The 19,225-nt window shown below is 63.3% G+C and carries 18 protein-coding genes and 1 tRNA gene; 11 read left to right on the forward strand and 8 right to left on the reverse strand.

Features of this window, described 5'->3' with window-relative positions:
* Positions 1 to 67: 67 nt before the first annotated feature.
* The 5 genes from hemA to IVB05_RS03385 form a co-directional block, all read right to left on the reverse strand.
* Positions 68 to 1,297 carry a 5-aminolevulinate synthase gene (gene hemA / locus IVB05_RS03365; protein ID WP_247783016.1) on the reverse strand — a complete coding sequence of 410 codons (1,230 nt, stop codon included), beginning with the start codon at positions 1,295 to 1,297 and terminating at the stop codon, positions 68 to 70.
* Positions 1,298 to 1,504: 207 nt separating this feature from the next.
* Positions 1,505 to 2,566, reverse strand: coding sequence for an MBL fold metallo-hydrolase (locus IVB05_RS03370; RefSeq protein WP_247783017.1), 1,062 nt, complete (start codon positions 2,564 to 2,566; stop codon positions 1,505 to 1,507).
* A 198-nt stretch (positions 2,567 to 2,764) separates the two neighbouring features.
* Positions 2,765 to 4,891, reverse strand: a complete 2,127-nt coding sequence (locus IVB05_RS03375; protein WP_247783018.1) for a HAMP domain-containing methyl-accepting chemotaxis protein — start codon at positions 4,889 to 4,891, stop codon at positions 2,765 to 2,767.
* Positions 4,892 to 5,114: 223 nt separating this feature from the next.
* Positions 5,115 to 5,837, reverse strand: coding sequence for an outer membrane beta-barrel protein (locus IVB05_RS03380; protein ID WP_247783019.1), 723 nt, complete (start codon positions 5,835 to 5,837; stop codon positions 5,115 to 5,117).
* Positions 5,838 to 6,061: 224 nt separating this feature from the next.
* Positions 6,062 to 6,382 carry a hypothetical protein gene (locus IVB05_RS03385; protein WP_028348061.1) on the reverse strand — a complete coding sequence of 107 codons (321 nt, stop codon included), beginning with the start codon at positions 6,380 to 6,382 and terminating at the stop codon, positions 6,062 to 6,064.
* Between the two features lie 101 nt (positions 6,383 to 6,483).
* On the opposite strand from IVB05_RS03385, the gene IVB05_RS03390 reads away from it, so the two are divergent.
* The gene (locus IVB05_RS03390) at positions 6,484 to 6,717 is read left to right on the forward strand and encodes a hypothetical protein (protein ID WP_247783020.1); all 234 of its coding nucleotides are present in this window, start codon (positions 6,484 to 6,486) and stop codon (positions 6,715 to 6,717) included.
* Positions 6,718 to 6,821: 104 nt separating this feature from the next.
* On the opposite strand, the gene IVB05_RS03395 is transcribed toward IVB05_RS03390, so the two are convergent.
* On the reverse strand, positions 6,822 to 8,285 hold the full coding sequence (locus IVB05_RS03395) for a GH1 family beta-glucosidase (RefSeq protein ID WP_247783021.1): 1,464 nt from the start codon (positions 8,283 to 8,285) through the stop codon (positions 6,822 to 6,824).
* A gap of 12 nt (positions 8,286 to 8,297) precedes the next feature.
* Positions 8,298 to 9,242 carry a glycoside hydrolase family 16 protein gene (locus tag IVB05_RS03400; protein WP_247786575.1) on the reverse strand — a complete coding sequence of 315 codons (945 nt, stop codon included), beginning with the start codon at positions 9,240 to 9,242 and terminating at the stop codon, positions 8,298 to 8,300.
* A gap of 333 nt (positions 9,243 to 9,575) precedes the next feature.
* On the opposite strand from IVB05_RS03400, the gene IVB05_RS03405 reads away from it, so the two are divergent.
* Entirely contained in the window at positions 9,576 to 10,616 is a 1,041-nt protein-coding gene (locus IVB05_RS03405) for an HD domain-containing phosphohydrolase (RefSeq protein ID WP_247783022.1), read from the forward strand.
* A gap of 347 nt (positions 10,617 to 10,963) precedes the next feature.
* A complete protein-coding gene (locus IVB05_RS03410; RefSeq protein WP_247786576.1) occupies positions 10,964 to 11,728 on the forward strand; it encodes a Crp/Fnr family transcriptional regulator in 765 nt (254 codons plus the stop codon).
* 242 nt (positions 11,729 to 11,970) lie between these two features.
* Here IVB05_RS03410 and IVB05_RS03415 read toward each other — a convergent pair.
* Positions 11,971 to 12,045 (reverse strand) — tRNA-Thr (locus IVB05_RS03415).
* A 291-nt stretch (positions 12,046 to 12,336) separates the two neighbouring features.
* Between IVB05_RS03415 and IVB05_RS03420 the strand changes: the two genes are divergently transcribed.
* The 8 genes from IVB05_RS03420 (at position 12,337) to IVB05_RS03455 (ending at position 19,060) form a co-directional block, all read left to right on the forward strand.
* Positions 12,337 to 12,600 carry a hypothetical protein gene (locus tag IVB05_RS03420; RefSeq protein ID WP_346771827.1) on the forward strand — a complete coding sequence of 88 codons (264 nt, stop codon included), beginning with the start codon at positions 12,337 to 12,339 and terminating at the stop codon, positions 12,598 to 12,600.
* 87 nt (positions 12,601 to 12,687) lie between these two features.
* Positions 12,688 to 14,394, forward strand: coding sequence for an FAD-dependent oxidoreductase (locus IVB05_RS03425; protein ID WP_247783023.1), 1,707 nt, complete (start codon positions 12,688 to 12,690; stop codon positions 14,392 to 14,394).
* Positions 14,395 to 14,476: 82 nt separating this feature from the next.
* Positions 14,477 to 14,755, forward strand: coding sequence for a UBP-type zinc finger domain-containing protein (locus IVB05_RS03430; RefSeq protein ID WP_247786578.1), 279 nt, complete (start codon positions 14,477 to 14,479; stop codon positions 14,753 to 14,755).
* Positions 14,756 to 14,946: 191 nt separating this feature from the next.
* A complete protein-coding gene (locus IVB05_RS03435; protein ID WP_247786579.1) occupies positions 14,947 to 15,447 on the forward strand; it encodes a hypothetical protein in 501 nt (166 codons plus the stop codon).
* A gap of 88 nt (positions 15,448 to 15,535) precedes the next feature.
* Complete coding sequence (locus IVB05_RS03440; protein ID WP_247783024.1) at positions 15,536 to 16,360, forward strand: alpha/beta hydrolase; 825 nt, start codon at positions 15,536 to 15,538, stop codon at positions 16,358 to 16,360.
* Between the two features lie 17 nt (positions 16,361 to 16,377).
* The gene (locus tag IVB05_RS03445; RefSeq protein ID WP_247783025.1) at positions 16,378 to 17,037 is read left to right on the forward strand and encodes an epimerase; all 660 of its coding nucleotides are present in this window, start codon (positions 16,378 to 16,380) and stop codon (positions 17,035 to 17,037) included.
* 268 nt (positions 17,038 to 17,305) lie between these two features.
* A complete protein-coding gene (murA, locus tag IVB05_RS03450) occupies positions 17,306 to 18,595 on the forward strand; it encodes a UDP-N-acetylglucosamine 1-carboxyvinyltransferase (RefSeq protein WP_247783026.1) in 1,290 nt (429 codons plus the stop codon).
* An 18-nt stretch (positions 18,596 to 18,613) separates the two neighbouring features.
* Complete coding sequence (locus IVB05_RS03455; protein WP_247783027.1) at positions 18,614 to 19,060, forward strand: DUF2948 family protein; 447 nt, start codon at positions 18,614 to 18,616, stop codon at positions 19,058 to 19,060.
* The last annotated feature ends 165 nt before the right edge of the window (positions 19,061 to 19,225 follow it).

Consider the following 19,225-nt stretch of genomic DNA (forward strand, 5'->3'; position numbering starts at 1 on the left):
ATAAACGCTTTGGGCCGGCAGCGCACCGCGCTACCGGCCCAATTCGAAGGGATTAGGAGGGGTAGGGTTACTCGGCCGCCAGCGATTGCTGCTTCAGCGGCAGGCCGAGACGGCCCCAGACCTGCAGCAGCGCTTCGGCGAGCCGATCGATCAGGCCGTCGTCGTGGTAGGGCGAAGGCGTGATCCGCAGCCGCTCGGTTCCCTTGGCGACCGTCGGATAGTTGATCGGCTGGATGTAGATGCCGTGCTCCTCCAGCAGCATGTCGGAGGCCTGCTTGCACTTCTCGGGATCGCCGACGAACAGCGGCACGATGTGGGTGTCGTTCGACATCACCGGCAGGCCGGCGGCATTGAGGATCGCCTTCACGCGGGCGGCTCGGTCCTGGTGGCGCTCACGCTCCCAGTTCGAGGTCTTGAGGTGGCGGATCGCAGCGGTAGCGGCCGAGCAGATCGCCGGCGGCAGCGCGGTCGTAAAGATGAAGCCCGGCGCATAGGAGCGGACCGCATCGATGATCTCGGCCTTGCCGGCGATATAGCCGCCGAGGCAGCCGAAGGCCTTGGCGAGCGTGCCTTCGAGCACGTCGATGCGGTGCATGACGCCGTCGCGCTCGGCGATGCCGCCGCCGCGCGGGCCGTACATGCCGACCGCATGGACTTCATCGACATAGGTCATGGCGCCGTACTTCTCGGCGAGATCGCAGATCTTCGAAAGCGGGGCTATGTCGCCGTCCATCGAATACAGGCTCTCGCAGGCGATCAGCTTCGGCCGGTCCGGCCCCGCCGCGATCAGCAGCTCTTCCAGATGCGCCATGTCGTTGTGGCGGAAAATCTGCCGCTCGCAGCCGGCCTGGCGCACGCCTTCGATCATCGAATTGTGGTTCAGCGCGTCAGATAGAATGAGGCAGTTCGGAATGAGTTTTGCGATCGTCGAGATGCCGGTCTGGTTCGAGACGTAGCCGGAGGTGAAGAGCAGCGAAGCCTGCTTGCCGTGCAGGTCGGCCAGTTCCTGTTCGAGCTGGACCAGCGGATGATGGGTGCCCGCGATGTTGCGGGTGCCGCCGGCGCCGGTGCCAACCCTTGTGGCGGTCTCGACCATGGCGCCGACCACCTTCGGGTGCTGGCCCATGCCGAGATAGTCGTTGGAGCACCAGATCACGACGTTGCGCGGGCCCTTCGGCGAGTGCCAGACCGCGTGCGGGAAGCGGCCCGCGATCCGTTCAAGGTCGGCGAAAACGCGGTAGCGCCGCTCGTCATGCAGGCGGTTGAGGGCGGCACTGAAAAATTTGCTGTAATCCATCACAAGACCTGGAACCGGAACCGGCCGGATTGGCTTCGCGCCTTTTTAGAGCCTTTCCAGCTTTGGTGTCTACGCGAAATCCCATATTTAGGCACGGCATCCGGGATGCTGCCCAGGCAGAGCAAATGTTGATCGGGATCAAGGCGCTAGGCGGGATTCGCGGTCCAGCTACTTCCGTTCCGGAAATGAAATCGGCCGTAGCGCCGTTCAGGTGGTGCGGAACCGCAATATGCCGTCGCTGACTTCGCAGGTCAGGCGGCCCTCGACCAGCATGTAATTGACGTGCGCGACCAGTTCGCCGGCGGCAAAGCCCATCTGGTGCTCGTCCAGCACGTGCTTGTGGAACACGACCGGCACCAGCTCTTTCGAGGTTTGCGGGACCTCGCGGCAGGCTTCGGCGATCAGGCGGCAGCGGTCCTCGTGATGGTCGGCGAGCTGCTTGATGCGGGTCTTCAGCCCGTAGAACGGCACGCCGTGGCCGGGCAGCACCATCACGTCGTAGGGCAGCGTGGTGGTGAGGCTGGCGAGCGAGGCCAGGTATTCCCCGAGCGAGTTCTGGTCGGGCTCGACGGCCCAGACGCTGACATTGGGCGAAATCTTGCTCAGCACCTGATCGGCGGAGAGGAACAGCTTGTCGGCGGCGCAATACAGCATCACCTGGTCGAGCGCATGGCCGCCGCCGGTGATCACCTTGAAACGCCGCGTGCCGATCACGACCTCGTCGCCATGCGAGATGCGCCGATAGGACGGCGGCAGCACCGAGACGCGCTTCAAATAGTCCTGGCCACGGCCGAGCAACTTGTCGGTCAAGCCCTCGTCCATGCCGTGGCGGCGGAAGAACAGCCGCTGCGCATTGCGCCGCTCCTCGGTGCCGCGGTTCTGGTGATAGACCGATTGCAGGTATTCGACCTGCGTCATCTGCAGCGGGCAGTCGAAACGCTCCGTGATCCAGCCGGCAAGGCCGACGTGATCGGGGTGCGAATGGGTGACGATCAGCCGCGTGATCTTCACATGCCGCAGCGGCCCCTCGAACAGGGTGGTCCAGGCCGCAATGGATTCTTCATTGCCGAAGCCGGAATCGATCATCGCCCAACCGTCGCCGTCGGCCAGCAGATAGATGTTCACGTGATTGAGCCGGAACGGCAGCTTGAGGCGAACCCAAAGCACGCCGGGCACCACCTCGACGACCTGATCGTGGCCGGGGTGGTTTTCGAAGGGGTATCGCAGTGCCTCGGCCGAGGACTGCACCATGTCGGTTTTCGAATGCATGCTACCGGCTTAGCGGTAGAGGCGGCGGCGCGCTAGCCGAAAAAAGCGGGTAGGGGATCGGCTCACGGCATGGGTTGCCGGCCCGTGCGGCATTGGGTAGCCCGGATGGAGCGCAGCGCAATCCGGGAACGGTCCCGCCGGTTGATGGAGTTTCCCGGATTGCGCTTCGCTCCATCCGGGCTACGGAATTCTACGATTTTAAGCCGCCCGGATATTCGACAGGAACGCGTCGATCTCTTCGCGCAGCACGTCGGCTTCCCGTCGCAGCGCGCCGGAGGCGGTCAGTACCTCGCCGGCGGCGGTTCCGGCCTGCGACGAGGCGCTGGATACACCGACGATGTTGGTGGAAACCTCGCTGGTGCCGCCGGCGGCGTGCTGGATGTTGCGGGCGATCTCGCGCGTCGCCGCACCCTGCTCCTCGACCGCGGCCGCGATCGCGGTGGTCACCTCGTTGATCTCGCTGATCGTGTTGCTGATGTTCCTGATCGCCGAGACCGCCGTCGTAGTCACCGTCTGCATGCTGACGATCTGCTGGCGGATCTCGTCGGTGGCCTTCGCGGTCTGGTTGGCGAGGCTCTTCACCTCGGAGGCGACCACGGCGAAGCCGCGGCCGGCGTCGCCGGCGCGTGCCGCCTCGATGGTGGCGTTCAGCGCCAGCAGGTTGGTCTGCGAGGCGATGGTCTGGATCAGATCGACCACCACGCTGATCCGCGCGGCATTGTCCGCAAGCCCCTGCATGGTGGCATCGGTCTCGCCGGCGTCGTCGACCGCCTTGCGGGCGATCTCCGCCGAGGTGATGACCTGGCGGCCGATCTCCTCGATCGAGGAGGACAATTCCTCGGTGCCCGACGACACGGTCTGCACGTTGGCCGACGTCTGCTCGGCGGCGGTTGCCACCGCGGTCACCAGTGCGCTCGATTGATCGGCGGTCGCCGACATGCTTTGCGCGGTCGACTGCATCGAGCCCGCCGCGGACGACAGGCTGTCGAGCGCGGTGCGAACGGTGCCTTCGAACTCGACGATGCGCGCTTCCATGCGGGAGGCGCGTTCGCTCTTGGCGACGCGGTCCTTGTCCTGCTCGGCGGAGAGCGCGCGGCTCTGGATCATGCTCTCGCGGAACACCTGCAGCGAATCCGCCATGGCGCCGATCTCGTCCTGCGCGTGGCTTTGATAGACCTCCGATTCGAGGTCGCCGCTGGACAACACTTGCATCGAGCGCTGCAGGTTGCTGATCCGCCGCAGGATGTTGCGGCCGACATAGAGCCAGACGAACAGGATCGAACCGACCAGTGTCGATACGCCGAGGGCGAGCATGACCATGGTCCCGAACGAAATCTCCTGACGCGCCTGCCAGGCCGCGGCGTCGGTTTCCTTCTGCACGGCGTCGACCAGTTGCTGCACGCTGATGCCGAGGCCGACATTGAGCTTGCGGGTTTCCTCCAGAATGGTCTGGCCGTAATCGTCCGCGTCCAGTTCCTGCTGGCGGACCTTGAAGATGCCGGTCTTGCCGTCGGCAAGCGCCAGCAGGCTCAGGGTTGTGTTTTGAACGGACCGCATCGCCGTGGTCTTGGGCAGCGCTTCGAGATTCGACTTCACGCGCGCCTGCGCGGTGCGAAAGTCCCTGCCGGTCGCTTCGAGTACTTCGCCGTTGTTGGTCGACAGCGCGGCGATCATGTCGAACGCCATGAGATTGCCGCTGGCGGCGATGTCGGCGAGCTGGTCGGCCGTTTTGTGGGCCCGGATGGCCTCGGCTTGCGAGAAGTTGGGGGCAGCGTAGATGCTGTAGAGCTCGGTCTGCGCGTCGATTGCCGCTGGTCCAGCGGCGGCCACGAAGCGCCGCTGCGCCTTGCGCACCGCGTCGTAGAGCTTTTCGTGCTGGGCGCCCAGTTCGAGCCGCTCGCGCGCGGCCGAGCCGAGGCTCTTGATCACCTCATCGATGTTCTTCATGTTCTCGGTGAGCGCCGCGACGACCGCCTTGTCGGCACCGAGTTCGACGATCTCGCCGAGCTTCTGCAGCGCGACCGCCTGGGTTTCCTTCATTTTCCTGGTTCGATCGTTCAGCGCCTCTTCGCTGCGCGCAGCCAGCAGCGCCGGCCCCTGGCTGGCGAGGCTCGCGCTCTGCGCGGATAGCTGCAAGCTGGCGGCAAGACGGGGGATATCCCGTCCGCTCAGGTCGACCATGGTCCCGCCGAGCCGCCCGAGCATCAGGCCGGCGCCGGCGGAGATGATGATCGCCATGCCGGCGATGACGGCGAAGGCGGCAAACAGACTGCCCCTGACGCCGAAGCGAAAACCCTTGAGCCGTGAATTGGATCGTGCCGCCATTTGCCCGCTGTCCCGTCTACGCTACCTTGAGATGTTTCCTCGCGCGGCAGTATCACGGTACCCGGTTAACAAGTTTGGAACTGGAAGGCTTTTTCGCCGCATTTTTGGCGAGGAAATGCTCGCTTTTGACGGATTTTTCCGCGAACCGGAAAACGCGGGCAAAGCGCAAAAACAAAAAGGCCGGCGTGAGAGCCGGCCTTCTGCAATTCGCGGTTGAAATCGCTCAGTAGCGTGCCACCACCGGGCTCGCGAAGTTGAAGCGATAGTTGACGCCGAGCTTCAGCGTGTGGTCGTCAGTGTGGAAGTTTCCAAACGGCGCCAGCGCGGCAGGGGTCACGAAGCGGCTGCTGCCGAAGTCATAATACATGTACTCGCCTTTGACCGCCCAGTTCGGGGCGAACATGTATTCGACGCCGGTGCCGACGGTGTAGCCGTTGCTGTGGTTGCCATCGAGCAGGAAGGCGGTCGGAACGCCGGCCAGGGTCACCCTCTCGCTGTTGTCGGAATAGGCGTAACCGCCTTTGACATAGACCAGGCCCGCACCCCAGGTGTAGCCGATGCGGGCCGTGATCGAGCCGAGGCCGCGCTGATCGTTGGTGTAGACGTAGCCGCCGGGGAAGGTGGCGGTGAGGTTGTTCTTGCCGAGCCAGGAATACTGGCCCTCGGTGCCGAGCACCCAGTTCGGCGCGAATTGCCAATCGAGGCCGGCCTGAACGCCGCCGAGCAGGCGGGCGCTGGAATCGCTCAGCACCGCGCCGTTGAAGCTGTTGCTGCCGCTGAAGGCGCCGCCGAGATGGCCGCCGATATAGAAACCGGTCCAGAGAGGGACCGGCGCATAGGCGGGCGCCTGTTTGTAGTAGGAGCGCCCGCCGAGATCGGCGCCAAGGGCGGGGGCTGTGGCGGTAAGGGCTGCGAAGGCCACGAGGGCTGCAAAAATCTTCTTCATTGTGCTGGTCTCCGAAAACCGTTCGGCGACACCCTCGTGCGGGGCGCCTTCCATGACCACGCACATAGACGGCATTTGACTAAAATGCTGTCACTTGGAGGTGACAGCGGATACGAACCCAACCCATTGGCAAACAAACGTTTTTTTTACTTAATGAAGGCCTAATCAAAGGTTAGGAAAGGCTTAATTTTCGGCCCTCCTCGGAGCCTCCCGGCAAGCTTTGCTTAACCAATGCGGCGCCGCACGTCGCTGCGCATTTGTTCGCGGAAGGCCTGCCGGCGGGCGGGGCGGTCTTTCACCGGGACGTCGTGGCGATCGAACACGTTGAACATTTCGAGGATCGGATAGTGGTCGCTGGCCATCGCCAGGATGCGCAGCAGCTCCGCCACAGGCCCGGTCGGGCCGGTGACCTCCCATTTGCGGATGGTGTCGGCGCCATCGGCAGCCGGCAGTCCGCAGAGTTTGGCCATGTCGGCCACCGACAGCGGCTGGCCGATGGCCTCACCAAGATGCTCGCGAAGTTTCTTCAATTCCGCTCCGGTCACGGGTTCTCCGTCTCAAATCGACATCTGTGAAGTACGTCACATACGGCTTCCAAGGTCGGGGCTATACGCAATGCATAAGGTTTCCTGATGAGGAGGCAACCATGCGCCAATTACTCGAGAGCCTGACCCCCGAGGCCCGCCAGATCTACTGGAAATGGGTCGGCGGCATGTTCGCACTTTATGTCGTGCTGCTGTTCGCCGCGGCAGGTGTATTCATGGGTCACGAATCATCGCGCAAGCTGGCGCAGCAACCGGTCACGACTGTGGCAACCGAGGGCAAGCAGCGCTCCATCGGCGAGATCGCGGCGCCGCTGCGGCAAGCCGCACGGTACTAGAGCGTTTTCCAGCGAAGTGGAGACCGGTTCGCGTCAAGAAAACGCGCCAAATTAAGAATCTAGGGCCCCGTTCCGATTCCATCGGAACGGGGCCCTAGCGGCGTTCAGACGCCGATCGCATTCCGCGCCACCACGTCGCGATAGAAGGCGACGCTCAGTTTCGGCGTCCGGCGCTGCGTCTCGAAGTCGACGTGGTAAAGCCCGAAGCGCTGCTTATAGCCGTAGATCCATTCGAAATTGTCCATCAGGCTCCAGAGGAAATAGCCGCGGACCGGCACCCCCTCTGACGTCGCGCGCTGCAATTGCCTGAGATAATTGCGCAGGTACATGATGCGATCGAGGTCGTAGACCTGGCCATCGTCACGGAGTTTGTCTTCCGACGACGTGCCGTTCTCGCTGATGTAGATCGTCTCGATGTTCCAGACCTTTGCCGCCAGACGCGGCGCCCAGTAGATCGTCTCCGGGCCGACCCTGAGCCAGTCGGAATTCATGTGCGGGAATGAGGCCGGAAAAGGCAACACGCGCCAGCCCGGCGCCTTGTCGGACGCGGCGATGTAGAATTGCGGCGCGTAGATGTTGAGGCCGACGAAATCATTGGGCGAGGAAATGATCTTCAGTTCGTCGGCGGTAAATTTCGGCGCGTCCTTGCCGGCGTATTGAAGAAATCCGTCCGTGTATTTGCCTTCCAGTATGACGCCGAGGAAGCCGGAGTTGAGTTCGCGCGTCGCTATCTCGGCCGCGCGCACATTGTCTGATGTGTCGAATGCCGGCACGCAGGCCGCGATGTTTTCGGCCGGACCCACTCTGGTGCCCGCGCGCCCATGCGCGCGGACCGCCTGCACGGCGAGGCCGTGCGCCAGCGCCACATGGTGGCGGACCTGGTTGACGTCGGCGTCCGGCAGTTTGAGGCCGGGGGCATCGATGCCCCATCCATAGCCGAAATTCACGAACCTTCCGGCTTCGTTGATCGTGAAGATCGATCTGACCCGATCAGTGATACGCGCCGCCACGTGGCCGGCATAATCCCCGAATGCTTTCGACGTTTCGCTGGATCGCCAACCGCCCACCCTGTCCTCGAGCGCCTGCGGCAGATCCCAGTGATAGAGCGTCGCGTATGGCTCGATGCCGTGCTTCAGCAACTCGTCGATGAGACGGTCGTAGAAGTCGAGGCCGTTGGGGTTCGGCTTACCCGTTCCTTCCGGAAACACCCGCGGCCACGCGATCGAAAACCGGTAGGCCTTGGCGCCGAGCTCGCGGATCAGGCCGATGTCTTCCTTGTACCTGATGTAGTGTTCGTTGGCGCGGTCTCCCGTGGTGCCGTCCTCGATCTTGCCGGGCGTGTGGGCAAACGTATCCCAGATCGAGCGGCCGCGGCCGTCTTCGTTGACGGCACCTTCGATCTGATAGGACGACGTGGCGGTGCCCCACACGAAATCTTTCGGAAAGCTCGCAGGCGCGGGCCGCTCGGCTGCTGCTTGCGCGGCGGCGTGGGCCGGCGCAGCCGCGATGCCGAGCGCGGACAAGCCTGCAAGCTTTGCAAAATTCCGGCGCGAGAATTTTCCGAACATCGTCATCTCCGGTCAGCGTTCGTCGATCTGGTAGGCGGATATCCTGTCGATCTCGAATGCGACAATATTGGGAGATTCACCATCGACGAATCCCACGCCCTCGAAAGTCTTCGAGCCCATGGCGAGGTTGACGATCATGTACATGGGCACGCCGAAGCCGACGGGGACCTTGATCTCGGAGACCGGCTGGCGGTCGATGAAATAGGTGATGCGATCCGGCTGCCACAGCACGCCATAATCGTGAAAGACGGTCGGGGCGTCCGGCACCCGGAAGTCGAACCCGCAGCGTTCCACGCGCTGCGTCTCCGGTATCCGCCAATGCGTCGTCATCACGATGTCGCCCGGCCGCTGCCCGCGGCCCTCCATGATATCGACCTCCGGCGGCCAGCCGCCGTCATCGGCGAGCATCCAGAACGCCGGCCACACGCCGATGCCGACCGGTACCTTGGCGCGCATTTCGAAGTAGCCGTACTTCTGGGCAAACCGGCTCTGGGTCGTCAGGATGCCCGAGATATATTCATTGTTGAAGAGAACGGTCTTCAGCGACGGCGGGGTGCGGCTGGCTGTGATCGAGAGAACGCCGTCGCTGACCTTGAACGGATCGAGGCCGAGCGGCGTTGTTTCCCGCCCGCCATAGCGCGGATCGACATAGATCTGCTGCTCGCCATTATAACTGGTCTTGCGCCTGAAGTCGGAGCCGTCGCCGCCCCAATAGCGCGCTTCCGGCCAGGCGGCGCCGCCGGCGTAATGCGACGCCCATCTTTCATCCAGCAGCGGATGGGCGTCGAAATCATCGTGGAAGGTTCGGTGCAGTGATACCGAAGCAAGCGACGCGGGTTCCGGCGCCTCGATGCGGCGGCATTTTTCGCCGAGCATGGCGGTCGCGACCTGCAGCGTGAGCTTGGCGGTCGCACCGGCGAGATCGGCTTGCGCGAACGACGGCACAGGGGCGAACATGCAGCCGATCGAGATCAAAGCGCACAGCGCCAATCTCTCGGTTCCCGGTTCGCTTCGGGACGACAAGAGATCATTCACTGACGTTGCCATCGATCTGACGATCCTTCGGAACCCGACCGACGTGCTCACCTGTTTGAGGTACGTAGTTATACGAGGTGGATGCTTAACGGCAAGGTAGCCAAGCTGATGTTGATTAAAATGCTTGAGATTTCGATGGCGCCGAGTGCGGGGCGCGGGCGTTTGAATTATAGGCAAGACAGTTCATTTTCTTTTCAGTGCTTCAATTTTAAAGGGCAGCTACCTCAAGAGTTACCGGGTACGGAAGTTCTACGAATGCTCGTCTATTTTGTCACAGACGAACCGACGAAGTTACCGGCGATCCGCGCGATGCTCGAACCGCAACACGCCGTGGTCCCCTGGGTGCTGGGCGGCGACGGCACCGGGATCAGGTCGCATGGCGTGCTGATGGTCGACATCGACCTGCGGCAGATGACCCGTGTCGATCAGCTCAAGTTCATTTTGCAAGACCTTGGCGGCATTCCCGAGAAGCTGTTCGTCGTTCACAATCTCTCCCGTTCGATGGTTGCGCAGGCCTATGCGCTCGGCGCAACCGCGATCATTTCACGCCCCAAGGAAGCCATTCTCAAGGTCGCGCAGATCGAAGCGGCGGAAACCGCCGAGGAAGATAACGCTGCAGATCCGACACCGGAGATGGACGAAGGCGTGGCAGCCTTCGCCTCGATGTTTTCGAACGTGCGCCGTGGCAAGCCACTGAACCTTGTCGATGCGAAGCGTGCGACGTCGAAGATCATCACCCGCGTCGGGCAGGATGGACTTTCGACGTGGCTCGACGAGGTGCGTCGCTATCACGAGGGCACGTTTCAGCATTGCCTGCTTGTAACCGGTGTTGCGGTCGCCTTCGGGCTGGATGTCGGATTCTCCGGCGGGGACGTCTCGCGGCTCGGAATGGCGGCGACCCTCCACGACATCGGGAAGGCGCGCATTCCGCTATCGATCCTGGACAAGCCAGGACGCCTCGACCCCGAGGAGGAGGAGATCATCCGGCGCCATCCCGTGATCGGATATGACCTGTTGAAGGGCGTATCGGGCATCAGTCCGGAAATTCTGGATGGCGTGAGGCATCATCACGAATATCTTGACGGCTCCGGCTATCCGGATGGACTGGCGGCCTCGCAGATTTCCGATCTGGTCAGATTGCTGACGATCTCGGATATCTTCGCAGCACTTGTCGAATCCAGGCCATACCGGCCGCCAATGGCCCGGCAGGACGCCTACCAGATCCTCTGCGGCATGGAGGGCAAGCTGGAGGGCGCGCTGGTCAAGGCGTTCCGGAAAGTGGCACTGGCGGGGTGATCGGCGCCTGCCGACAATCTACGCGGAGATGATTGCGATCTTGGGCAGGTTTCCCAACTGAGGCGTCATTGGAAGGGGACGGCGCTGCCAGACAGGGTCGAGCTGTCGAGAGGGCAACCCTTCCGCTGAAATCGTTGAGTTTTTTCGCTTCGCGGCGCCGCGTCAAGGGTTCGCCTTACCTTTACTGGGGCGGCGCGTTAAGGTACTCAGCAAGTATCGTATCCATGAAAGCCGTTCAAAGCCGGCACGATGAAAGTGGAGTTAGTGTCGGCGCAGCGCAGAAGACATTCCTGCCAAAGACATTCCAGGAGGGCTGCGTGCTCTTCTGAGGGAGGAAGTCTCTCGTGATGGGACGTCCGGCGAGCGCCGGTAATCGTCTTCTCGCCGCGTTGCCGTTGGCCGACCTCGCGTTGCTCGCCCCTCATCTCCAGAAGGTGTCGCTTGAACAGGACGCCGTGGTGATACGAGCGGGAGATCGACGCGACCATGTTTACTTTCCCCATAGCGGTGCCATCTCCTTCATGCTCGGCCTTCCGAACGGAGAAACAATCGCAACTGCGGTAATCGGGCGCGAGGGAGCTATCGGCGCATTATCGGTGCTGGGACCCTCTTTCATGTCGTCCGTGACCGCGGTCGTGCGGGTGGGCGGCACCGCATCGCAAATCTCCGTGTCGCGGTTTCATGCAGCCTACATGAAGAGTGGCGCCATCAGACATGTGGTCGAGGCGCACACGAGGTCGATACTCATGCAGTTCCAGCACGTCTCAGCCTGCAACGGACTGCACTCGGTCGAGGCCCGCATGGCCCGGTGGCTGCTTCACCTGCACGATCGAACCGAGGACAACCACATCCTACCATTAACGCAGGAGACGCTTTCGCAGTTGCTCGGGGTCCGACGAACAACCGTGACGCTGGTGATTGCCAAACTCCGCGCCTTAGGTGCCATCAGATCCGCTCGGCGGGGCTTGGTCGAAATCGACAGGGCGCGGCTCGAGGAAGCAACCTGTGAATGCTACGGCATCATACGCGGTGCAACCGATCGGATCGTCCCGCATGAAGCCGTGGGGTCGCACCCGCATTTTGCGTCGGCCGACACACTCCACGGTGTATGATCGTCTTCAACCTTACATGACGTGGTCATTGTACCAGTGCGGTGGCCGCTGATCCTTTGGCAGCTTGGCCAAGATCGCTTGAACATCGGCTGGGATACGCTTTCGGAAGTACCAGTTGTCGGAGCCGAGACGCTTAGTAGGACAGGCCATTCGTAGAACCATCGTGCAACACCCGTGTGTATCAGGCGCGGCGCGAAAAGCTCAAGTCGTTCAGAAACTTGCTGATGCTGATCGGGAAGAACTGGTGCTGCCAGACAGGATTGAACTGTCGACCTCTCCATTACCAATGGAGTGCTCTACCACTGAGCTACGGCAGCATGCCCGGTATTGGGGGAATCGGCCCAAATGGCCGCCCACTAGGCGGGCGGTTCTTGCCACAAGGGCCCCTCTGGCGCAAGCACGCGGGCGGGCCGGAAAGGGTTCAAAATCGTCAAAAACCGGCGCTTGTTGCCGACGAGCTCCTTCAAAGCGGTCAGCCCCCGGAAAATCCCCAGGGCCGATCCGGTTCCCAACCATCCGTGGCCCACGTCCAGGGTGCCGAATCATGACCTCGCATGGCCTCGCGGCGTCAGTGCGGGTCATTGCGGCAAGGGGCGGCAAAACCCACTATGTTCGGTGGCAGCGTTGCGGGCGGCGTGATGCCCGGCTCAATCAAGGCATATTTCGGCGGACTGACGATGAAGGGCGATCAAGGCAAGGACGCGGGTAAGCGCGACGCGGTTGTGAAGGATTCGCGACGGGACCGGCTGAAGCTGGCGTTGCGCGAAAATCTCAAGCGGCGGAAGTCGCAGGCCCGTGGGCGCAGCGATCCCGGTGCATCTTCCGAAAACGCCGATGCCTCCCTAAATGACGCCGGCGGAGAAAAGCCTTAGCCGGCAGCGCAGCGGGAAATCCCGATCGCTCGCCGGCTTGCATGGCCCGCTCTCTGCACGGTTCTGTTTCTTTTTTAGGCGGCGACAATGAGTGCAGACATCACGGCCGGTCCGGCGATCGGCGCGGCTTCCCTTGCGTTTCCCCGTCACGAACAGACATTTCCGTCGCTCGCGCATCACGAAATCGAGCGGATGCGCCGGTTCGGGGAGCTTCGAACCTACCAGCACGGCGAAACCCTGTTCGAAACCGGCAAGGTCGGCCCCGGCATGTTCGTGGTGCTATCAGGCACGGTCGCGATCACGCAGCGCGATGGCCTCGGCCATGTTACCCCGGTCGTCGACCAGGGCGTGGGGCAGTTTCTGGCCGAGATCGGCCAACTCTCCGGCCGCGTCGCGCTGGTCGACGGCCATGCCGAGGGCGACGTCGAAACGCTGCTGATTCCGCCGGATCAATTGCGCGCGCTTCTGGTCGCGGAAGCCGAACTCGGCGAGCGCATCATGCGCGCGCTGATCCTGCGCCGGGTCAGCCTGATCCAGGGCGGTGTCGGCGGTCCGGTGCTGATCGGACCGAGCTCGCTCGGCGACACGGCGCGGCTGCAGAATTTCCTGGTGCGCAACGGCCAGCCGCACCACGTGCTCGATCCCGCAACCGACAAGGACGCCGCCGACCTCGTCGCGCGCTACTCGCCCTCGCGCGCCGATCTGCCGCTGGTGGTGTGCCCCGACGGCACCGTGCTGCGCAATCCGTCGGAGACGTCGCTGGCGCTGGCGGTGGGGATGATCACCAACCAGGCGCATGAGAAGCTCTACGACGTAGCCGTTGTCGGCAGCGGTCCCGCCGGTCTGGCCACCGCGGTCTATGCCGCGTCCGAAGGATTGTCGGTCGCGGTGTTCGATGCGCGGGCCTTCGGCGGCCAGGCCGGCGCCAGCGCGCGGATTGAAAACTATCTGGGATTTCCGACCGGCATTTCCGGGCAGGCGCTCACCGGCCGCGCCTACACCCAGGCGCAAAAATTCGGCGCGGACATGCTGATTCCGGTTTGTGTCAGGTCGCTGGATTGTTCGCAGCGCGACCGCGTGTTTGCGCTGGCGACCGAATGCGGGCAGTCGTTGCGCGCCAAATCCATCGTGGTGGCGAGCGGGGCGCGCTACCGGCGGCCCGAGATCGAGAATCTCGAGAAATTCGAAGGCCGCGGCGTCTGGTACTGGGCCTCGCCGATCGAGGCCAAGCTGTGCGTGGGCCAGGACGTCGTATTGGTCGGCGGCGGCAATTCCGCAGGCCAGGCCGCAGTGTTTCTGTCCGGCCATGCGCGCAAGGTCTACATGATCATCCGCGGCGGCGGGCTGGGGGCCAGCATGTCGCGCTATCTCATTGAGCGCATCGAAGCGGCGCCCAATATCGAACTGGTCTTCAACGCCGAGGTGGTTGCGGTCGAGGGCAGCGAGGATGGCTCGCTCGAACGCGTGCGCTGGAGGAGTCGGCTGGCGCCCGAACAGCACCATTTCGATGTCCGGAACCTGTTTCTGTTCGTCGGCGCCGATCCGGCGACCCATTGGCTGAACGGCTGCGGCGTGACGCTCGACCGCGCGGGCTTTGTGGTGACGGGCGCGCAGTCCGAGCAGAATCTCGGCCGTCCGGTGCCGACGCTGGAAACCTCGGTGCCCGGCGTATTCGCGGTCGGCGACGTGCGCGCCGGCTCGGTCAAGCGCGTGGGTGGCGCGATCGGCGAGGGCGCGCAGGTGGTGGCCGCGCTGCACGGCTATCTGGCCGATGCTATGAAGCCGTCGCTATGATGCGCGTATTGGCGGGCGCCAATACATAGAGACGCGCGAGGTATGAAGCGGTGACAAAAAAGGCTGCAGCCACATCGCCGGCATTCAAACGGTGACGCCGAGCGCGCTCGGCTGCGAGGAATGCCTGAAAAGCGGCAGCCAGTGGCTGCATCTGCGGATATGCCGCACCTGCGGCCATGTCGGCTGCTGCGACGATTCGCCGAACAAGCACGCGTCAGCGCACTTCCATGCCACCGGCCATCCCGTGATCGAAGGCTACGATCCGCCGGAAGGCTGGGGCTGGTGCTATGTCGACGAAGTGCTGTTCGACCTGTCGCACCGCAAGACGCCGCACAACGGTCCGATCCCGCGCTATTATTAGATTCAATTATTCAACGTTGCGTCTGCTGTCGTTTGTGACATCAGTGCAAATATTTCGCGCATCATACTACTTTCGTTGATGTGTCTTCATTCGCGCACATGCCTGTGTTGTCGAAGCTGCACGCGATGCGTGTGGAAATTTTTCACGACGCATCGTACTCTTTAGAGAGTTTCCAGCGGCGGGGGCGCATCATGATACTGGGTATGAGTGTGGCGACGTTCGTGATGGTCCATGTGGTCATCAGCCTGATTGCCATTGTCGCGGGCCTGATCGTGATGTTCGGAATGCTCGGCTCCAACCGGATGTCGGGATTGACTGCGATCTTCCTGCTGTTCACCATTTTGACCAGCGCCACAGGCTTTGTGATTCCGCCTCTGTTGTTCGATAAGCTGCTGCCGTCGCACCTGTTCGGCATCCTTTCCTTCATCCTGCTCGCGATTGCCTGCATCGCGCTGTACGGCATGAAGCTCGCCGGCGCGTGGCGTTGGATCTATGTGGTTACCGCCCTGGCCTCGCTTTATCTCAATGTGTTCGTGCTGGTGGTTCAGAGCTTCCTCAAGATACCGGCGCTGACGGCGCTGGCGCCGGGCAACCCGCCCGCGGGGCCGGTATTTGCGGTGGCCCAGGGCATCGTGCTGGTATTTTTCGTCGTCATGATCATCGGCGCGTGGCGGCGCTTCCGCCCCGCGTGACCGGACCTCACCGATCGCCTGCAGTCCGGCGAACGCAGGTTCGCCGGACTGCGTGCCGTTGACCGCAACCAAACAAGAGGAGAATCCCATGCCCACCATCACGACCAAAGACGGCGTCGAGATCTTCTACAAGGACTGGGGCAAGGGCCAGCCCATCGTGTTCAGCCACGGCTGGCCGCTGTCTTCAGACGACTGGGACACGCAGATGCTGTTCTTCCTGAACAACGGTTTTCGGGTCATCGCGCATGACCGCCGCGGCCACGGCCGCTCCAGCCAGGTGGCCGACGGCCACGACATGGATCATTACGCCGACGACCTCGCCGCGCTGACGGCGCATCTCGATCTGAAGAGTGCCGTTCATGTCGGCCATTCCACCGGCGGCGGCGAGGTGGTGCATTATATCGCCCGCCACGGCGAGAGCCGGGTCGCGAAGGCGGCGATCCTCTCCGCCGTGCCGCCGCTGATGGTGCAGACGCCGGCCAATCCGGGCGGGTTGCCCAAATCGGTGTTCGACGACCTGCAGGCGCAGCTTGCCGCCAACCGCTCGGAATTCTACCGCGCGCTGCCGTCGGGTCCGTTCTATGGCTACAACCGGCCGGGCGCGAAACCCTCGGAAGCCGTGATCGAGAATTGGTGGCGACAGGGCATGATGGGCGGCGCCAAGGCGCATTACGACGGCATCGTCGCCTTCTCGCAGACCGACTTCACCGAAGATCTCAAGAAGATCACGGTGCCCGTGCTGGTGATGCATGGCGACGACGACCAGATCGTGCCGTATGAAGACTCCGCGCCGCTGTCGGCAAAGCTGCTCAAGAACGGCACGCTGAAGACCTACAAGGGCTTTCCGCACGGCATGCCCACCACGGAAGCCGCCACCATCAACGCCGACCTGCTGGCCTTCATCAAGGGATGAGCGGAGCTCACCCTGACATGAAAGTCATCCTGTTCGGCGCCACCGGCATGGTCGGGCAGGGCGTCCTGCGCGAATGCCTCGTCGATGCCGGCATCGAGCGCGTGCTCGCGGTCGGGCGCAGCCCGGCCGGCGTGCAGCACGCCAAGCTGCATGAAGTCCTGCATGACAATTTCACGGATTTCTCCGCCATCGAATCGGAGCTTGCGGGATACGACGCCTGCTTCTTCTGCCTCGGCGTCTCCTCGATCGGCATGGACGCGGAGCGTTACCGGCATCTGACCTACGACGTCACCATGGCCGCCGCGAATACGCTGGTGCGGCTCAACCCCGGCATGGTGTTTACCTATGTCACCGGGCGCGGCACTGACTCCACCGAGCAGGGCGGGGTGAGGTGGGCGCGGGTCAAGGGCAAGACCGAGAACGATCTGCTCAAGCTGCCATTCAAGGCGGCCTACATGTTCCGGCCCGCCGGCATCCAGCCGCTGCATGGCGTCCGGTCGAAGACGGGCTGGGTAAATGCGATCTATGTCGTCACCGCGCCGCTGTTGTCGTATCTCGCCCGCACCGCGCCAAGCTACATGACCACCAGCGAACAGCTCGGCCGCGCCATGATCAAGGTGGCGCGGGATGGCTACCCGAAGCGGGTGCTGGAGAGCGAAGACATCAACGCGATTTAGGCGTCCGTCATTTCTCTCCCGTGATTCCGGGGCGCGACGCAGTCGCGAGCTTTGACGTGCAATTGCACGTCAGGGAACCCATCGGGCCGCAGCGCCAGTGGTGAAATGGATTCTCCGATGTGCAATTGCACATCATGGTTCGCCGCTTCGTGTCGCCCCGGAATGACGGTGGTTGGCTTTGAGCGCACCCCATCAAATCGCCGCAAATGTCACCGCTTCTGCTGTAGGCACGCAGCCTCTAAAATTTGCGCACCGCAAGGGGGATGGCATGGACCGCATTCGTATCGTTGGCGGCAGCAAGCTCAACGGCACCATCGCCATCTCGGGCGCGAAGAACGCCGCCCTGCCCCTGATGATCGCTGCCCTGCTCACGGAGGAAACGCTGATCCTCGACAACGTGCCGCGGCTCGCCGATGTCGCGCAGTTGCAGCGCATCCTCGGCAACCATGGCGTCGACATCATGTCCGCGGGCAAGCGGCCCGGCGACCGTGCCTATCAGGGCCAGACCCTGCACATTTCGGCCGCCAATATCATCGACACCACGGCGCCTTACGATCTGGTGTCGCGGATGCGCGCCAGCTTCTGGGTGATCGCGCCGCTGCTGGCGCGGATGCACGGGGCAAAAGTCTCGCTGCCGGGCGGCTGCGCCATCGGCACGCGACCGGTCGATCTCCTGATCATGGCGCTGGAAAAGCTCGGCGCCGACCTCACCATCGACGGCGGCTATGTGGTGGCCAAAGCGCCCGGCGGCCTGCGCGGCGCGAGCATCGATTTCCCCAAGGTGACGGTGAGCGGCACCCATGTAGCGCTGATGGCGGCAACGCTTGCGAAGGGCACGACCATCATCACCAACGCCGCCTGCGAGCCCGAAATCGCCGACGTCGCCGATTGCCTGAACAAGATGGGCGCGCGCATCAGCGGCGCGGGCACGCCGCGGATCGTGGTCGAGGGCGTCGAGAAGCTGCATGGCGCGCGGCATACCGTATTGCCGGATCGAATCGAGGCCGGAACCTATGCGATGGCGGTCGCCATGACCGGCGGCGACGTGCAGCTTTCCGGTGCCCGACCGGAGCTGCTGCAGTCGGCGCTCGACGTGCTGACAGAGGCGGGCGCCCTCATCACCGTCAACAATGACGGTATCCGGGTTGCCAGGAACGGCGCCGGGATCCGGCCGGTGACGGTGTCGACCGCGCCGTTCCCGGGCTTTCCGACCGACCTGCAGGCGCAATTGATGGCGCTGATGGCCTGCGCCAGCGGTTCCTCGCAGATCACCGAGACGATTTTCGAGAACCGGTTCATGCATGTCCAGGAACTGGCGCGGTTCGGCGCGCGTATATCCCTCGATGGCGAGACCGCGACCATCGACGGCACCGCAAAACTGCGCGGCGCACCCGTGATGGCGACGGACCTGCGCGCCTCGGTGTCGCTGGTGATCGCAGGGCTTGCCGCCGAGGGCGAAACCATGGTCAACCGGATCTATCATCTGGACCGCGGTTTCGAACGGCTCGAGGAAAAGCTCTCGGCCTGCGGCGCGTCGATCCAGCGCATCAGCGATTAGAGCATTATCGAGGATTTTATGCCGGCGCCCGAACAGCTCAAATTGATTGCGCTCGACGCCGACGATCTCGCGGTCATATCGGCCCATGTGCAGGACGCCCGTGTCCAGGCGTCCGACATCGTCTGGCGGCAGGACGAAAAGCGGCTGGTGGTCGGCATCGACCGGCTGGACTGGGAGCAGACACTGTCGGGCGGAACCGAGCCGCGCCGTTCGATCGCGGCGCTGCGCTTCGACCGCGTTCTGGCCTGCAAGTCGCGCAACATCGATCTGGCGCAGCCCAAGGCGGTGCTGGAACTGGTCGGGATCGAATTCCATCCCGGCGAGGCCCCCGGCGGCAGCGCGCTTCTCTTGTTCAGCCATGGCGAGGCGCTGCGGCTGGACGTCGAATGCCTGGAATGCGAGCTGACCGACCTCGGCACCGACGATCTCGGCACCAGCGACCTCGCCATCGCGCCGGAGGGGTGAATCCGGTGCCGTAGGGTGGGCAAAGCGCAGCGTGCCCACCATCTTCGTCCGCCGGTGGAGAGGCATTTTGGTGGGCTCGCTGCGCTCAGCCCACCCTACGGGTCCTGTTTCCAGGCGAGCAAGGGTTGACGGCCCTTGGCCGCCGCGCCATTGAGCAGGGGCCTT

This window comes from Bradyrhizobium sp. 170 (assembly GCF_023101085.1).
GTDB lineage: Bacteria > Pseudomonadota > Alphaproteobacteria > Rhizobiales > Xanthobacteraceae > Bradyrhizobium.